At 56.3% G+C, this 16,380-nt stretch carries 9 protein-coding genes; 7 read left to right on the top strand and 2 right to left on the bottom strand.

Going from position 1 to position 16,380, the window contains the following annotated elements:
- The first annotated feature begins 1,538 nt into the window (after window positions 1–1,538).
- From BGO16_RS08605 to BGO16_RS08590, 4 genes are all read left to right on the top strand, one after another.
- Window positions 1,539–2,114, top strand: a complete 576-nt coding sequence (locus BGO16_RS08605) for a hypothetical protein (RefSeq protein WP_292618208.1) — start codon at window positions 1,539–1,541, stop codon at window positions 2,112–2,114.
- A gap of 27 nt (window positions 2,115–2,141) precedes the next feature.
- The gene (locus BGO16_RS08600; protein WP_292618207.1) at window positions 2,142–2,516 is read left to right on the top strand and encodes a hypothetical protein; all 375 of its coding nucleotides are present in this window, start codon (window positions 2,142–2,144) and stop codon (window positions 2,514–2,516) included.
- Between the two features lie 284 nt (window positions 2,517–2,800).
- On the top strand, window positions 2,801–6,286 hold the full coding sequence (locus BGO16_RS08595) for a formylglycine-generating enzyme family protein (protein WP_292618206.1): 3,486 nt from the start codon (window positions 2,801–2,803) through the stop codon (window positions 6,284–6,286).
- 175 nt (window positions 6,287–6,461) lie between these two features.
- Complete coding sequence (locus tag BGO16_RS08590) at window positions 6,462–8,819, top strand: tetratricopeptide repeat protein (RefSeq protein WP_292618205.1); 2,358 nt, start codon at window positions 6,462–6,464, stop codon at window positions 8,817–8,819.
- 434 nt (window positions 8,820–9,253) lie between these two features.
- Here the strand turns inward: BGO16_RS08590 and BGO16_RS08585 are convergent, their stop codons facing one another.
- Together BGO16_RS08585 and BGO16_RS08580 are read right to left on the bottom strand one after the other, a co-directional pair.
- Complete coding sequence (locus BGO16_RS08585) at window positions 9,254–10,417, bottom strand: DUF2235 domain-containing protein (protein WP_292618204.1); 1,164 nt, start codon at window positions 10,415–10,417, stop codon at window positions 9,254–9,256.
- Window positions 10,418–10,452: 35 nt separating this feature from the next.
- Window positions 10,453–11,535 (bottom strand): endonuclease/exonuclease/phosphatase family protein, encoded by a 1,083-nt coding sequence (locus tag BGO16_RS08580; protein WP_292618203.1) that lies wholly within the window; start codon window positions 11,533–11,535, stop codon window positions 10,453–10,455.
- 477 nt (window positions 11,536–12,012) lie between these two features.
- Here BGO16_RS08580 and BGO16_RS08575 point away from each other — a divergent pair, with 477 nt between their 5' ends.
- The 3 genes from BGO16_RS08575 to BGO16_RS08565 all read left to right on the top strand — a co-directional run bounded on the left by BGO16_RS08575 (window position 12,013) and on the right by BGO16_RS08565 (window position 16,309).
- Window positions 12,013–12,531, top strand: coding sequence for a sigma-70 family RNA polymerase sigma factor (locus BGO16_RS08575; protein ID WP_292618202.1), 519 nt, complete (start codon window positions 12,013–12,015; stop codon window positions 12,529–12,531).
- Between the two features lie 129 nt (window positions 12,532–12,660).
- The gene (locus BGO16_RS08570) at window positions 12,661–13,668 is read left to right on the top strand and encodes a FecR domain-containing protein (RefSeq protein ID WP_292618201.1); all 1,008 of its coding nucleotides are present in this window, start codon (window positions 12,661–12,663) and stop codon (window positions 13,666–13,668) included.
- A 181-nt stretch (window positions 13,669–13,849) separates the two neighbouring features.
- Window positions 13,850–16,309 carry a TonB-dependent receptor gene (locus tag BGO16_RS08565; protein WP_292618200.1) on the top strand — a complete coding sequence of 820 codons (2,460 nt, stop codon included), beginning with the start codon at window positions 13,850–13,852 and terminating at the stop codon, window positions 16,307–16,309.
- Window positions 16,310–16,380: the final 71 nt, after the last annotated feature.

The following is a 16,380-nucleotide window of genomic DNA, read 5'->3' as shown; positions in this document are numbered from 1 at the left end:
TTCGAGTGAATCCTGATGTCTACCTTGCCACATGCGCTGGCTTGGCTGCCGACGCCATCCACACCTTCATCTCCGACGACGCCTGCCTGGCAAGAGCTTTTCTTCGTTTTGGCTCGATGGTCGGTTGCGGTCATCTCTCCGGCCTCTTCACGCGGTTCGATGACCGCCGGCCTTAATGGCAAGTCCGCTGGCTCGGTCCCAATAACAGTGTCGCACGCGCGGTGCTTGCATAGGTTCGGGTTTTCCAAGTCGTCGGACATGCGACCCGTAGCCATTACGTCGTTTCTGCCCCGCCATTCCGTTGAGGTGGTTTGCTCCGGTTATATCGACCGATAGGATCAGGAGACCGTCACGGCGCCACCCCTGCTGATCGGTCCACTCGGGCATACAGAGGATAGACGCCCGCTTGCATCCGCTGACGATCCAGTTCAACGATATATCATGTACATATCACGTAATCATTGTGCACATATAGACACAAACCTAAGACGCAAAACATTTGCGGCGTCGCGGCATCATTGCCGTATTACATTGTGATAAACTGCGCTCATCAAAACGTGAAGTTGTATTTTGCGATTTAGCTTGAACAAACGACAGCGTTCAAAGAACTATCCTCACCATATCTTTCGATTGAATCCGGATCATATGAATCTCTCGCGATCGCGATTGGCCATGCAGGCTTGATTGGTTTCGTTGGGTGGGGTGTCCACATGAGCCAAAGGCTGGTTAGGGCGTTTATCGAATTCTTCAAAGCCGGATCGCATTGGCGCGCCTGCCTTAGGCACAATACTAGTTGATAGCTGTGCTGCTCTTGTGGCGGCTGCTTAGTTTTGGCACTGGAAGGTCTATTCGCTCTATCGATCAATCGGCGACCGAGTAGCGGACCATACGTACGTTTCCTTTTCCTACCAACTTCAACACCCATTCAGACGACAGCTCTGTTGGAAAGCTGATCCTTTGGCTTCGTTGCCGCCGGAGCTGTGAGCATGTGCGCAAACCGTCCATCGTCAGACCCGTTGGGCAGTTCTGATTATGGCCGGTTGGATAGGCTTCTTTTTGGCACTCTTAAGCACGATCTTCATTCATCAAAGTCAAGCACAAGGGCTGACGCAGATGAGCAACGTTTTGCCTTGACCGGAACTGTATCAGTTTCACGGATTCCCGAAGGTCTCTTTGCCGGACCGTATATGCTTTCGCAAGCCATGTTGACTACGTTGCCTCATTGAAACAAAAGCGCGTGGAGAATATCCGAAAGCAGATGTTGCGGTGTGGTTGCGCAGGCGTGTCTTGGACGCTTTTTGTCATTATGTTTGGCAGCAGACGTCATCCATGAGTAGAGCAATTGCCTTCGTGGGAACGGTAAATGGATCGATCTTTGCCGAAGGACTCTCTTTCGGGCCCCTTGTCTCGGGAAGGGTGGTTGCTCGCCCGGATGGAGAAATTAATTCAGTTGCCTCTGTCGGTATGCAAGTGGGAGCTGGAATTGGTTTCCCCTTTGTAGAGGGCGGCGTTCGAGTTCCGATATTCGAGGACAGAATATGAAGCCGCAGAGCAAGGCGTACGTTTTGCGCTCGATAATAGCTTTGCCTGTCGCGATTGGGCTCGCGTTTCTGCTTGAGCGGCCACTTTCTGCCTTCTTCCAGGCGGTCGGCATTAACATCGAGAACGCATCTTTCTTGATGCTTTCTAGGAAAAGCTACCAGTTTTTTGCACAGCGCAGCCTTGCCGACCAGACATCGATTCTTGATTTTTACATATTAGAAATGTTCATTTGGTTGGCTCTAATCCTGTGTGTCGTACATGTTGTTGCGACTCTCACCTCCACAAATTCTGTTAATAGTTATCTCGAAAAGCTCCAGGAGATTCGAGATCAGCGTCGATCGCAAAAGAAGCTGTTTGTTGTGCTTCTGGGCGGTGGCCTCACTGGTATGATCGTCGCTGAAAACTTTAGTTTGGCGTATCAAGCTGATCTGGCTCGTTTTGCAATGGAGACATCTCCACGTGTCTACATTGCCTTGAGCGCTATCTTATTTTGTTGGTCCGCGACCTTCTTCAGCGAAGGACTGTTGTTCCTTTGCTATTTCTTCACCCTCAGAGAGGCGCCGAGGCCGTAAACATCCAAACATTGGAAAGGGCGTCACATGTCTGAGCAGCAAGTTGGAAGTGAGCCATCGTTTGGTCCGTTTGACGCTGGTTTGCAAATGACTGCGAGCTTTTACGACGGAGCCTTTGCGTACATCAGAAGTGTAAATCCCGCCGGGGCAGGCGTGATCGATAATGCGTCGTCTATATTCGGCTATTCGTTTCTTGGCGGCAGCGCCGCAATGATCAAGCGCACGGGGCTGCCTGTTCGCCCTGCGGACAGCGCTTGCTCTGCATATGCCCTCTCGACTAACCTCTGTTCTTCCCCTGGGGGAGTGAACAAAGAAGATGGTGTTCGTTCTTTCATCGATCGTCGTGCTCAGCACTACGCCTGTCTTCGCGGCAACGATCTTTCCCGAAAAGCCGCCGGATGAGCAAATCGGAGAGACCCAAATGGTCGCCTATCGATCCAAATGGTGTGAGGCTCGCTATCATAACTCTCCGTTCGCGGTCGCAACGAGGCTACATGGAAAGGGCGTCGTTCTGGTTGGTTGCTTTTCAGAAAGCGGCGCGGCGGCCAAATAGCGTTTCGAAAGCATGGGCGAACGCAGGGCGCAATAGCTGAGCGTTGCATGACGGGACCCTGCGATCGACCCAATTCATTTCGTATGGTGAGTGAGCGATCCGCCTCGTATTCTATCGTTTCGGAGGGTGGAAGGTGAGCAAGTTCACGGCGTTATTGGCGCTACTGACGTTAATTGTTGGTGTCAATATTTCAGCAACCGGACGCGCCTCGGCCGAGGGATGCCAAGACCTTCAGTTTTTTCCCGGCAAAGACGGTCTCCTTCTGACGGGCATCGCACCGGCGGAAGGCGTGACCTGTTATAGGCTGGCTACCGAGATCGGCCAGGAGTTCACGCTGAAAATCCTCGGCGGAGACAATACCGTCTTCTCGATCCTCGATGTTGCGGATGCTCAAGATCGCTTCACATTCACCGCGCAGAGGACGGACTATGAGGTAAGAGTCGGCCAACTGATGCGGTCGGCCGGACCGGAGAATTTCCGCATCTCGATCCAACGACGCAGGGGTGAACAAGCGGCCCAGGCGACCGCGCCGGATGCGGCCCGGCAACTCGGCACGCCCATGCAGGCCGGAACAGTAACCAAAGTCGCAGGCTCGGCTGCGGCTGTCGGTCAGCCCTTCCGCGATTGCGCGAACTGCCCCGAGATGATGCCGCTGCCTCTTGGCTCCTTCATGATGGGCGCGAGCCCGAAGGAGGTACAGCAACTCAAATACGCAGATTGGTCCGTTCCGCAGCACAGGGTCACGATCGGCTATCCTTTCGCCATCGGCCGCTTCGAGGTCACGGTCGATGAGTTCGGAGCCTATGTGAAGGAAACCGGAGCGCATGTGGGCGGCAAGTGCGGCATACGGGTGATGGAAAGCGGCCCCCATGCGTTCAAATACACCGGCACGCCCGTCCCCGGCGGGGACAAGACCAAATCCGCGCCTTACGTGATCTATATCGGCGACGGTTCCTATGCGCAGCCGGGGCTGCCCGTGACCGGCAGGCAACCGGCTGTCTGCGTATCCCGCAATGAGATGAAGGGCTATCTCGACTGGCTGAGCACGAAAACTGGCAAGCACTATCGTCTGCCCACGGAGGCGGAGTGGGAATATGCCTACCGCGCCGGAACAGAAACATTCAGCTTTTGGGGGAACGATTTCAAGAGCACCTGCGACTATGCCAATTTTGCGGATCGCAAATCCGGCTATCAGGCCGCTCTCGCGGCAGCTTGCGCGGAAAAGATACATCCAGACTGGACGGCCGAGGTCGGCTCCTACAAGCCCAATCCTTGGGGCCTCTACGATATGGGCGGTAACGCACAAGAGACGGTCGAGGATTGTTTCCACAAGAGCTATCAGGGTGCACCTCCCGATGGCTCGCCGTGGAACGAAGCCGACTGCGTCGTCTTCGTCGCGCGCAGCGGCGACTATGAATTGACGCAGCTTTCGATGCGCGCGTCCGAGCGGCTGATCTTTGGTTACGACCGCGAGGGCAACGACGGCATGTGGAGCCCGCAGGAAAGTTCGGATGAACGCTTCAATGTCATGGGCTTTCGCGTAGCGGTCTCGCTCGACGGCACGGGCTGGGACAAGACAACGCGCGCCAGCCAGAACGAGCAGCCCTCGAACGTGAGGCAAGTGGCTGCCGAATTGCCGATGGCAACCACGGACGCGCAATATCAACATTTGCCTGCTGCGGTCAGGGCGTATGCTGAGACTGTCCGCAACAGTTGCAAGGAGTATAATTCGGAGGGAGTGCCCACTGATCGCATGGCGGGCATCACCTCGGTGACGCTCGACCACGGCCGCCCGGCGCTGATCCTGGACAATGAAACTCTCTGCGCCGACCATTACACTGGCGCGAATTGCAGCAATCGCGGCTGCGACGCCGTCATCATGATTCAGGGAGACGGTGCAGGGTGGAAAGAAATCTTCCACGAGCATCTCTATGAAAAAACCTTCAATATCAGCGCAGATAAAAAGCTGACATCGATTACTGCCCGTATCTACGCGGGCGATCCGCATTGCGCACCCCGTCGGGGCAGCAAGCTCATGTCCAGCGATTCCTGCGCCGTCGAGATTCGCTATCGGAATAATGACTGGATTTGGCGAAAAACCTCCGGCCTTCGTCAAGGTTCTGCTGATGCCCCACCGCGGTCTTCGCAACAATCGGCGAGCGCAGCAGCCTCGCCTCCGGCCGAATGGCCGGTCTTCGTGTCTCACGACCCCGAGCGGGTGAGTACTCAGCATAAAGCGACGGCGGGTCGTGCCTTCTTGACGATGGCGTGCAACACGGCGCTTGGCCCTGGCACAGGAGCCTCCCTCTATGACTACAAGGGAAACGCGCTGGAGAGAGCCGACGGCGTGGACCGGCCGGGCAGGCTGATCGTGACGCTGCAAGACGGGAGAACGATTCCTTTTCTCACAAGCATACGCTACTACGCGCCGGATAAGGCGTGGATCGTCGCCGAAGCCCTGCCGGCCGCATTTCTCGACGTGTTGCCGGGCAGTGCCTCTCTCAGCATCGAGAACTCGCGCGCTGAAAAAGCCGTGGATTTCGATCTCAGAGGCTCGGAGAATTTCGGCCGCAAAGCGCTGGAAGTCTGCGCAGGACGCAGTCAGGTGGCGCCTGTACCTGACCCGCACGCCCCCTCGGGCACGAAGGCTGGACAGTGCGAGGGTCTCTATACTTATTTCAACGTCAATGACACGAGCCATCTCGTGCCGATTATGGACAGGCGGATCGATCGTCGAGAAATCGACAACAACCCGGAGAATGCATCCTGGTATGATGTCGCCTGTGACACGGCGGGGCGGCCGACCATAGTCAAACGCTATGCCTTCAATCGGCTGGAATACACGAATAGCTACGAATACGTGAGAACATCCACCTATCTCGCCAAGATTACGACACGAAACCCGGACGACTCCATCCGTTCAATCACGCTCATAAGCCGCAACGGACACAACCAACCTGCTCGTGTTGAGATTGTCTCTGCGGCCGGAAAGATCGAACGATTCGGTGAATACAAATATTCCGATGATCGTCAGATATTTCGGATCGTCAATGCCCTGACCGGCGCGCAGATATTCGAGGTGGAGAAACAGCACTTCCCGGACGGCCGGCTTCGCTTCGCCAAATGGCATTATCCGAAACAAGGTTACGACTACTTATATGACCACGACACCGATCTCGTCGCAGATCAAACCAAGTTCAATGATACCGGGCCATTTGAGAAAACACAGTACGAATATGATACGTTCGGAAACACGCTCAAGCGCACGGGACGTTGCTTCGCTCCTCAGTGCGACACGCTTCAGACCGAGGGTTTCTTCACATTCGGGCTACTGACGAAAGAGACTGCTCTCAAGAAGACGGGTGAGCGGCTCTCCTGGGCAAACGAATACAATCAGGCGAGGCGTCTGGTGACGTCAACACTCGCCGTCAACGACCGCTTCGCGGTCAAATTCGTCGTTGAGATGAGCGGCGATACGGTTGTCAGAACCGTCGCTTATGCGCCGGATCAGCGCGTGCTGTTTATCTATCACGATCGTGCTGTTGTTTACATTAACCGCAACGGATCGCCAGTCGATGGTGGCCGCTTCGAGCGGGTCAGCGGCGTGGATGCATGGTAGCGATATGACTGGCAAGAAAAGACTGTCGCTTTGCGTTGCGTGGTAAACGTCGAGAAGGACGTATGCTGGCGAGAACTTCGACAGCCTCGATCGCCGTGGGCTACCTGTTTCGAGTGCTTGCGCTACACCGAAACTCTTCTTGATAGCCAGTGGGCGCAAGCGAGGGAAACGTTCGATGCGTAAATTGGCATTTGCTCTCGTGCCGTTGTTGTCCATGGCATCCTATTTTCCGGCGCTGGCTCAGGCACCGATCCAAGGTACTTGGCAAGGCCAATACATCTGCGGTGGCATCCCATATGCGCTCACACTCACGGTGTCCGGTGCTGATCAGACGCACATCGCGGCGCGGGCGACGGTTCGGCCTACCACAGGAACCACCGGCGCCGAATTTGAGATGACAGGGGTTGTCGATTCCAATGGGCTGTTCGAGTTGCGGCCAACACGACAGCTCAAGCGCTTTCCCGGCTTTCGCCCGGCCGGATATCGCGGCCAACTCTCATCGGACAAGCGAAAGGCCAATGCCTCCGTAATTTTTCCTGGCTGCGCTGAATTTTCCCTTCAGCAGACCGTGCAAGGAGCAGCAGTTACACAACAAGCTCCCCCACGCCTCGCGGCATCGAGGCCACCCGCGCCGGCCGCCCCACCGCGTTCGGAACTCCCCGGACCTATGACGGTGGCAACTCCGCGAGCGCCTGTCGCGGCGGCGCCCGTTGCATCTATGGCCCCGGCGCTGGAAGGCTCCGCCGATGTCATTTGCCAAGCCGAAAGCGACAACCAGACTTTGGCGCGATGCCTATGGGCGATCATCAAAGCTAACCCGGACCCGACCCGGCAATCCGTTGTGGGGTTCGGCACCGCACAGCTCATTGGAGCCAAAATATTCAAGGATGTCATACAGCAATATTCCGTCCCCTGTAGCGAGATGTCCCGTGATTTGACCACCGTTCTTGATGCAATTAAACGAGTCACGCGGAGCACACTGCGTTACGAGCCTAAAACGTGCGGCGAAATTGCGGGGCTTTTCCGCGCAATTTCCACCATCGACCCTCAATGGGCTGGCTGCCCGAATACAGATTATTCGATGAACCAGTTCGAAACGTGCATTCGCACGTTTCTGGACCGCGATGTTGAACCAGCGTTGCGTTACATGTTCTCGCAACTCACCGACAACCCAGACATGGCAGTGCCGGCACTCAAATTCACGCTTATGCGGACCAAATTGGACGATGCGCTGAAGGCTGCCGCCGAGTCGAAAGCGGCTCAGCGCCGGACAATCGCTTCCGACGCGGAGAACTGCCGCAAGTTCAATCCGAGTGCCTCCATGCTCCTCATTAGCCAGAGCTACGGCGTGCTTGCCACCGGGGCGATGGATGGTTCATCAAGCGATCGGTTTGCCGCTCTTCAGCAACGGCAGCACCAAGTCACCTGTCATGACATTATCGATCTGGCGGACACCCTGGAAGTTGCCGATCCGGGCACGCCTCCGGCCGTTGTGGCGGAAAAGAAATGCCGACGTGAAGCCGCGACAATCTACGAACCTGGAAGCAAGGGCGCAGGAGTTCCATGGGATCGGATCGACTCCGGGCGAGCTATAAAGTCGTGCGAAGAAGCCGTCAGATATTCGCCCGATGATCGCGTCATCAAATTAATGATGGCGCGAGCGTTGATCGTAAGCAGGCGCACGGACGAAGGAATAAAGATACTGCAGGATGAGGCCGCTCTCGGGAATCCTGTCGCCATGATGCTGATGCATGATTTATTTGCGGATGGTAGGGGACAGTTAGTCGATAAAGCGGTCGCCGCCAGTTGGGTCGCCACGGCAGCTCAAACTGGAAATGCAATCGCGCAAGGCATGCTCGGAACGCTGTATTTTACCGGCGATGGCATAAAAAAGGATTCGCAGCTCGCCGCGGAGTGGCTGAACAAAGCGGGTGACAGCAGACTTCCCGCAGCGACCACGTTGTTGGGGGTGTTGTACTACACCGGTGAAGGTGTTGGGCGCGATGATGTACGCGCGGTTAAACTCTTTGACTCGGCGCAAAATTTCGATTGCATGGCATTTCTTTATTACACACGAGCTCTCGAAGAGGGTCGCGGTGGATTGTCAAACCAAGGAGAAACTATCTACCTTGAATTGAAGGGTCGGTATGGCCGCGTGCCCGTCAATCCGAACTGTTCGCCAGAAATGACGGAGTTTGCAAATCGCCGTCGAGAAGAGGTAACCCTTAAAGGAGGCGTCGGTCCTGCACGCCCCGGTGACAAAGATTACAATCCTGGCGGAGGTTTTCCCGCGTGCGACGAAAGCGATAAGGTCAAGATATTATACTGTGGAATGGCGGCCTCGGTTCGACACTTCGCGCAGTTCCAGGTATTTTCGGATTTCCTCGATAAGTCTGGACTTATTTCAAAGCAGCAGCAGCTAAGCGTGGCAAAGAGCGTCGAAGAGAATTGGGACAGGCATCAGAAGGCGTTGGAAAGAGACTGTCAGCAGAAAGGGTTTACCGGCGTAAGCCCGTCGGGGCTTTGTTACTAACGTTCGGTGATTATGCGACACCGTTCCGGCCAGTAGGGCGGGAGTTCAGCCCGCCATCAAAGCAGGCGCTCAGAGACTTGAGGATCGCGATTGAAAATTATAGAGGCCCTGCAATGATATAGCCGTGCCCAGTTTCATCCTTTCGGGTGCGCCAGCTTTCTCCAATATAATCATATAATTACGTGACATCATCTCACGAGCGGTCAGGAACGAGATCGGAGTTGCAACCACATTGCAACCACGATGCCCACTGACTATTCCTGCGGCACCCGGGTTGCTACTGGTCCGAAGCACTCATGACGTTGACGTCTCTGCGAAGTGCCGCGCTTCATCGGCCTGCGTGGCGTGACGACCTGCGAGGCGGCGTTAGCAACGTACAAAGCGCGCAACGTCATCGTTCAAGACAAGGTCATGGGTTGCCGCGTCGGCCAACATCATGGCTCGATGTCAAATTCGTCCGGAAAGTTGACGGGCGCATAGTCAGACGTCTGCGCCTTGCGATCGACAACGGACTGGTGGATGCGAGGTTTGACGGACGGATCGGCTAAAACTCTTGGCTCCCCATCGGGAATGTAAAACCCGAGAAGTTCGCGACGCTCCCATTCCTTCCACTTCGCGGATTTCGGCAGCCACTCCAGAATTTTCCAGGCTGATGTCAGCGAATCGTGCAGCGGCCCTTGCGCATCCGGCGCGACATAGACGTGTCGCCCACCCTCGCGTGGCCGGCCGAGCACGAGGTGGTTTTTCATCGCGGTGTTGATCTTCAGTCCGTGGGCGACCGCCTCATCGATCATCCATACCAGGAGGAATTTGGAGAGGCCGCTTTCGGTTTCGGGGTAGCCGCCGCCGACGTCGGCATGGACGCCCGCAAACCATACCTGCTTGATGTCCTGGGCCTGAGGCGGCGCGGATGAATCGAAACGATTAGCGACGAACGGTTGCGGCGCGGTCCAGCGGTTCAGGCGGAACATGCGACGGCGTTCGTCGATCGCCATCGCGTGGCGGAAGACTTCGACGCTCGGATTGACGCGCGTGAAGGGTAGCATCAGCAGCGTCGGAATGATGCGGTCGCGACGTGGCACCAGCACCGAGGCGACCGTATCCCATGCGCCAATGAACTTGATGGTGGCGCGGCGGCCGCCGGCGATCTGGCTAAAATTCCAGGCAATGCTGAGATTGTTCTCCTCGCTGGCGCGCTTGTAGGCCGTCAGCGCGTAGTCCGCGATATTGAGCTGATCGGGCGGCAACAACCCGACCATGTGGATGAAGCCCGCCAGCGCGCGCACGGTGTAGGCGCCGCGGCTGAAACCGAACAAGAAGATCTGGTCGCCATCTTCGAATTGCTCAGCGATAAAGCGATAGGCACCGAGAATGTCGTCGTCCAGGCCGTAGCCGGTCGCCAGTCCGAACACAGCCCTGGTGTTCTGCTTCAGCCGCATCCAGGCATCGCGACTGCCGATCGTACCAATTCCAGGGTTGTAGTAGACGCGCTGATGTTCGTTCTTCTGAGCGATACGGAATAACTTGAGAACGTTCGAGAGATTGCCCTCGACCTCGTTGCCGGTGCCGTCGCAGCAGACAACGATGTTCTTGCTCATGCGAACAGCTCCTGGCCGGAAGACGGCGTGACCGATCAGCTATCGGAGGTCGGCCCGGCCTCGGGGCGCGGACCTGATTCAGGAGTGAATGTCGCCAGAGGCGTCGCGCCGGATTTCAGGCTGGTGAGATAGGATTCGGTGAAATCCATCTTGATCTCGGTCCACAGCGGCAGATGGTCCGACATCTGCCACGTGCGCCAGGTTTTATATGCCTTGTTGTCCGTCTTTGCGTCTTTGCCGGTCTTGGTCTTGGTCGGCATCAAGGGCTTATAGGCCGCATAGTCTGCTTCGTCGCGAAACACATAGTCCTGCCAGCGGAAGCAGCCGGCATTCCTGATCTCGACCAGCTTGTTCTGTGTTCTCAGCGCGATTTGATCGTAATAGTTCTCGCTCGCCAGCGCGGTTGGCTTGCGCAAGGCCGCCGGCACCTCGAAGCCGCCGCCCAGCAGCGCGTTCATGGTCGGATCGGAGGGGTTGAGGATATTGAAGTCGCCGAGCAGGATATAAGTCTCGCCGTCCTTCTTCTGCCGTGCCGTGAAGAACGATGCGATGTCGGCGATCTCACGCTTACGCTGCGCGGTGTCCTGCGCGGAGCCATAGTAGATATGCACGGTGCAAATGTTGAACTTGAACCAGCCCGCCTGGAAAGCGACAAGGAATGGCGTGCGGTTGAACTGAGCAACCTCTTTGCCCTTCTTCGCAGGCAGCACGATCTCGCCGGCGACATGGCGAAACCGGATCTTGCGCGTGTCGAACACGAACGCGAGGCGCTCCATGTTTCCGCTCTGGTCGGTTACGATATAGTCCCAATGCGGGCCAAGCAGCTTCATGACCTTCTGGAAGTCGGTCATGTTCTCGTTGACCTCCTGCACTGCAACCAGATCGAAGGCGGATATAACCTCCGCGATGTAGAGCAAAGATTCCGGCAGGCGTGGCGACGGGTTCAGCCGGCTGCCGCCGAAATCCCGGATATTCCAGGTCGCGAGGTGAAAGGAGTCCTGCTTGTTATTAGGCGTGACATCCTTGGTGAGGCCGGCGCGCAACGCCAACAGGCGGTCGATGGCGCGATCCCTTGCCCCAGCATCGCTCCAGAAGCGCAGTCCTGAATATTGAACCATGACCCACCCCCTTCGATCAGGAGGCTGACCTTATCAGAAAACAAGATGCTCGATCGTGGAAGGCGCGCGAGGGGTCGTGCTCCACAGTTATGGCGGAGGTGCCAATGGTAGTTCATGCTCTTTCGGCCGGGCGCACGCTGTTGGTCGAGGGCATCGGTCGGGTCTGGAGATGACGCTCTACCTCATGTCTGGCTCCGCTTGATATCGTCCGAGGCGGGGCGGAGCGTTGCCGAGCGTTCGGAGCCAAAGAACACAGCGCCCTGTCACTTTGGTACGACACTCACAAAAATAGACGTATTTTCAATGTGATGCGCTACGGAAACGTTCGACCAGATTTTCTGATCGTTCTCATTAAACTCATTCTAAATCATTGTGTTTGTGAAGGAATTTCGGCCACGTTAAGAGGCTCATGTCGATCGGTTGGCAGTTTTGCATTTGGAGTGACGCCCACCGCGCGCGTTGGTCAGGAGACCCGATATGCTCGTGACGTTGGTTCAGGAGTTACAGCAGACGGAGGAAAGTCGGCTTCGCCGGTTTTTCCTGCGCCGCTTCCGCAATAGGGCGGATGCCGCGGACGCGACTCAGGAAACCTTCCTCCGCCTTCTGGCATCGGCGCAGCGCAGCCTGATCGAAAATCCGCAAGCCTATCTGTTTCGGACCGCGCGCAATATCGCCGTCGACCAGGAGCGTCTGCAGAATCGTCGCGCCCAGGTCGAATGTCCGATCACGGATGAGAAGGCCATTCTCAATATTCCCTGCGACGCGCCGTCCCCGGAAATGGCGCTCATCGACAAGGAGCGGCTCCATCTCTTTGAGCAAGCGCTTATCGGACTTCCCGAAAGGCCGAGAAAGGTGCTTCTCCTGAGGCGGATGGAAGGCTGGTCCTATCCAGCTATTGCCCAGCATCTCGGTGTCTCTCCGAATACAGTCTATAATGACGTGCGGCTGGCGATGGCGCATTGCATGGCTGCCATGGCGCGGCCAAATCGCCTCTAGCCGAGCAGCCTCTCGCTCGTGTCTCACCCCGGCCGGCCTTGCCCAGGTTCTGGCGGCCTCTTTTTTTGTGAGATCGGATCGTGCATGGAGTCATACATTATGAGGCTCCCAAGCAAGCAGGCGATCTGAGTGACACGGGACAATCCTGCCGGCCCTGAAGAACGCAGTTCTTCAAAGCATGACGCCGACGACGATCCGTTCGCCGCCGAGGCGCTAGACTGGTTCGTGCGCTTGCAGGGGGCCGCCGGCGATCCCGGAACCAGCCGCGCCTTCAGAGCCTGGCTCGATGGCGATCCGCGTCGTGCGGCAGCGTTCGAGAAGGTCACAGAGGTTTGGGGCGCTCCGGAATTCTTGCAGGCGACCAGGAATGTTGCCAAGGCCACGGGATTCGTCGCGCCACGGAAAAAATCGCGCCGACGATCGCTGGGCAAAAAGGCGGCCGCCATTGTTTCAGCGGTGATCGTCGCGTTCGCACTAGCAAAAGCTCCTGATCTATCACTCCGGCTGCGCGCTGATTACGTCACCGTCGCTGGCGAACAACGGATCGTCGCACTTCCCGACGGTTCTCGCGTGACATTGAATACCGAGAGCGCGGTTGCTCTCGACTTTGCGAACGGACAGCGCAACGTCAGGGTGCTGAAGGGAGAGGCCTATTTCGATGTCCGCGCCGGCTTGCCGATTCCGTTCCGGGTCGCCGGCCGGTTCGGAGATGTCGAAGTCAAGGGCACGACCTTCTCCGTGCAACTGGATGACAGCCAAGACAACGTGGTTCTCAGCCGCGGCGTCGTGGAGGTCGCGAACCGCGCGCAGCCGCAAGAGCACGCCTCGCTGTCGCCGGGTGAGATGGTCAGCGTGACGGCGACCTCGATCTCGCCAGTTAGACAAATCGACACAGAACGTTCGCTCGCGTGGCTGCAAGGCCGCATTCGTTTCGATGACCGACCGTTTGGCGAAGTTCTAAACGATCTGCGCCGTTACTATCCAGGACGAATCTTCGTCACGAATAGCGCGATCGAGCGCGTCTCGGTGAGCGGAAATTACAAACTGGATCAACCGCTTCTTGTGATTCAATCGCTGGCGGAAGCGGCCGGCGGCACGGTGACGACCTTGCCAGGCGGCATCATCATCCTGCGCTGATCCGCGCAAACTTTTTTTGTGAGATTGGTGATCGTCCTCAGTCTTCAGGGATAGGGCGCGACGTTCGCATTCAGCGAGCGCGCGAACCCGGGGCTGACTGGGGGCGTTATAGATGGCATTTCGAAGTGAGGCAGTGAGAGGCAAGCAGGAGATTTCGGTTGCGACTGGAGGGCTCCGGCGCATGACGTCATGGCTGCTGGCTTCGACGATCCTGTGTTGTGCTGGCGCGGGTCTGTCATCGCCGTTATTTGCCCAACAGTCGGCATCTGCCTCAGTCCAGAGCCGGTCGGTTCAGTTCGCAATTCCCGCACAGCCATTGCCGGCCGCGCTCGATGCTTTCATTCGCGCAACGGGGTGGCAAGTCGGCTATTCGACCCGCATCACGGACGGACATCGCTCCGCCGCTGTCAACGGTACGATGCCGCCTGCACAGGCGTTGCGCACGTTGCTCGCCGGCACGGGAATTAATGTCCGTCTCACTGGAGCCAATACGGCCACCCTTATTTCCCCGAATGTCGCTGTTGGTGGTCTTCCTGATGGAGCGATCTCGCTCGATACGATTGATGTTCAAGGCGCTTCGCGGAACGATCCCGGCAGGACCGAAGGCACCGGCTCCTACACGCCAAGCGTCACCGCGACGGCAACGCGACTCCAACTTACCCCGCGAGAAACACCACAGTCGATCAGCGTTGTCACGCGACAGCAGATCGAGGATTTCAATCTCGGCACCATCAGTCAAGTGCTGGATCAAACGCCCGGCGTCAGCGCCATCGACTATGAAAACGGTCGACGTGAGTACTTTGCGCGCGGCTTCACGATCCAGAACTTTCAGTATGACGGCATACCGTCGTTCTACAACGTCACATATCCTGCCGGCGAAGGTCGTGGGGATACCGCAATTTATGATCGCGTTGAAGTGCTCAAAGGTGCGACGGGCCTGATGACGGGCAGCGGTGACCCGAGTGCGACCATCAATATGATCCGTAAGAAACCGACCTCAATTTTTCAGGGACATACGACCCTCAGCGCGGGCTCGTGGAACGACTATCGCGGCGAATTAGATGTCTCAGGTCCATTGAACAAAGAAGGCACGGTTCGTGGGCGCTTTGTCTCAGCCTATCGTGATGCGAATTCTTATCTAAATCATGTCCAGCAGAATGATGCGGTGGTGTATGGGGTTTTGGAAGCAGACTTGACGCCAGATACGACGCTGACAGTGGGCGCAGACTATCAAAATTACAAACCTGTTGGAATGTACCAGAGTCGCATACGATACTTTGACAAGAATGGTAATTTCAACTTTGTGCCGGATCGTTCATTCAATCCAGTAACGCGGTGGAGCACATGGGAAGAAGCAACCCGGACGGTTTTTTCTACCCTCGAACATCGCTTTGATAACGGTTGGTATGCAAAGCTCCAACTTAGGAATCAGGAAAACAGCTACAAGGCAAAACGTGGTGGGGCAGTCTACGGCGACCCAGACCCGATTGACGGTTCCGGTGTGTATGTAGAGCCAGCTCTGTTTAATGGCACCACAAGAAGCAACGCGGCGGATTTTTACGCGACTGGGCCGTTTCAGTTATTCGGTCGTGAACACAATCTAGTCTTCGGAGGTAGCGTTTCTCATCGCAGATGGAACGATATTTTTACTAGTACTAGCGGTTTCGCTGATATCGACATTCCAAACTACTACACTTGGGATGGTAACGTTCCGGAACCAAATTGGGTTGCTCCTACCACCAAACGAACGTTCATTGATGAAGTCACCCAGGAGAGTGGATACTACGCCACCGCTCGCTTCAATCTCCACGACAGATTCAAGATAATAGCTGGTAGTCGCGTCGCAAATTACGAGAGGCTGCGAAGCTCGATCGTTCAGATGAAAGCGTCAAATGTAGTCGTGCCGTATGTCGGTGGGATTTATGATTTGACTGAGAACATCTCAGCCTATGCTAGTTACACAGAAATTTTTAAACCGCAATCCAGACTGGATGAGCAGGGCAACACGCTTGATCCGCAGACTGGCAAGAATTATGAAGCCGGCCTCAAGGGCGAGTTCTTCAACAAACGCCTCAACGCCAGCGCGGCCTATTTTATAATTGAGCAGGATAATTATCCGGTGCCGACTGGAGGTCTGACGCCAAGCGGCGGCGCGGCTTATCGTGGAATAGATGGAGTGCGGACGGAGGGCTTTGAGATCGAAGTCTCGGGGTACTTGACTCCCAATTGGCAGCTGCACGGAGGTTTTACGCATAGTATTTCGCGTCGAGACGGCGTCAGGGTATCAACTGGGATTCCTGCGAACCAGGCCACACTTTATGCCACCTATAAGTTTGATGGTGCGTTGACTGGACTTACGCTTGGTGGCGGTGTGCGCTGGATGGACAAGACCTGGGATATTGCGGCGAACCCGAGTTGGGACCCCACAATGGACCCTGCCTATAAAAATGCACCGATCACTGCACCGAGCTATTGGGTTGTCGACATGATGGCGAGCTACAAATTCAACGACAATCTGAGCGCGACCCTTAACATCAGAAATCTGACGGACGAAAAATACTACAACATCATGGGCTATTACGGCAGCTACACTTGGGGTGCGCCGCGCAGCGTTCGTCTAAGTATGAAATACACGTTCTGATGCAACGACGAATGTGCTGGTCTGTTTCGCTCTCTCTCTACTGATGTAACAGGAGCATTCCACAGGTTTGA

Source organism: Nitrobacter sp. 62-23 (assembly GCF_001897285.1).
In the GTDB taxonomy this organism is placed as follows: domain Bacteria; phylum Pseudomonadota; class Alphaproteobacteria; order Rhizobiales; family Xanthobacteraceae; genus Nitrobacter.
The sequence above is the reverse complement of the archived record's forward strand: the minus strand, read 5'-3'. Positions and strand labels throughout refer to the sequence as shown.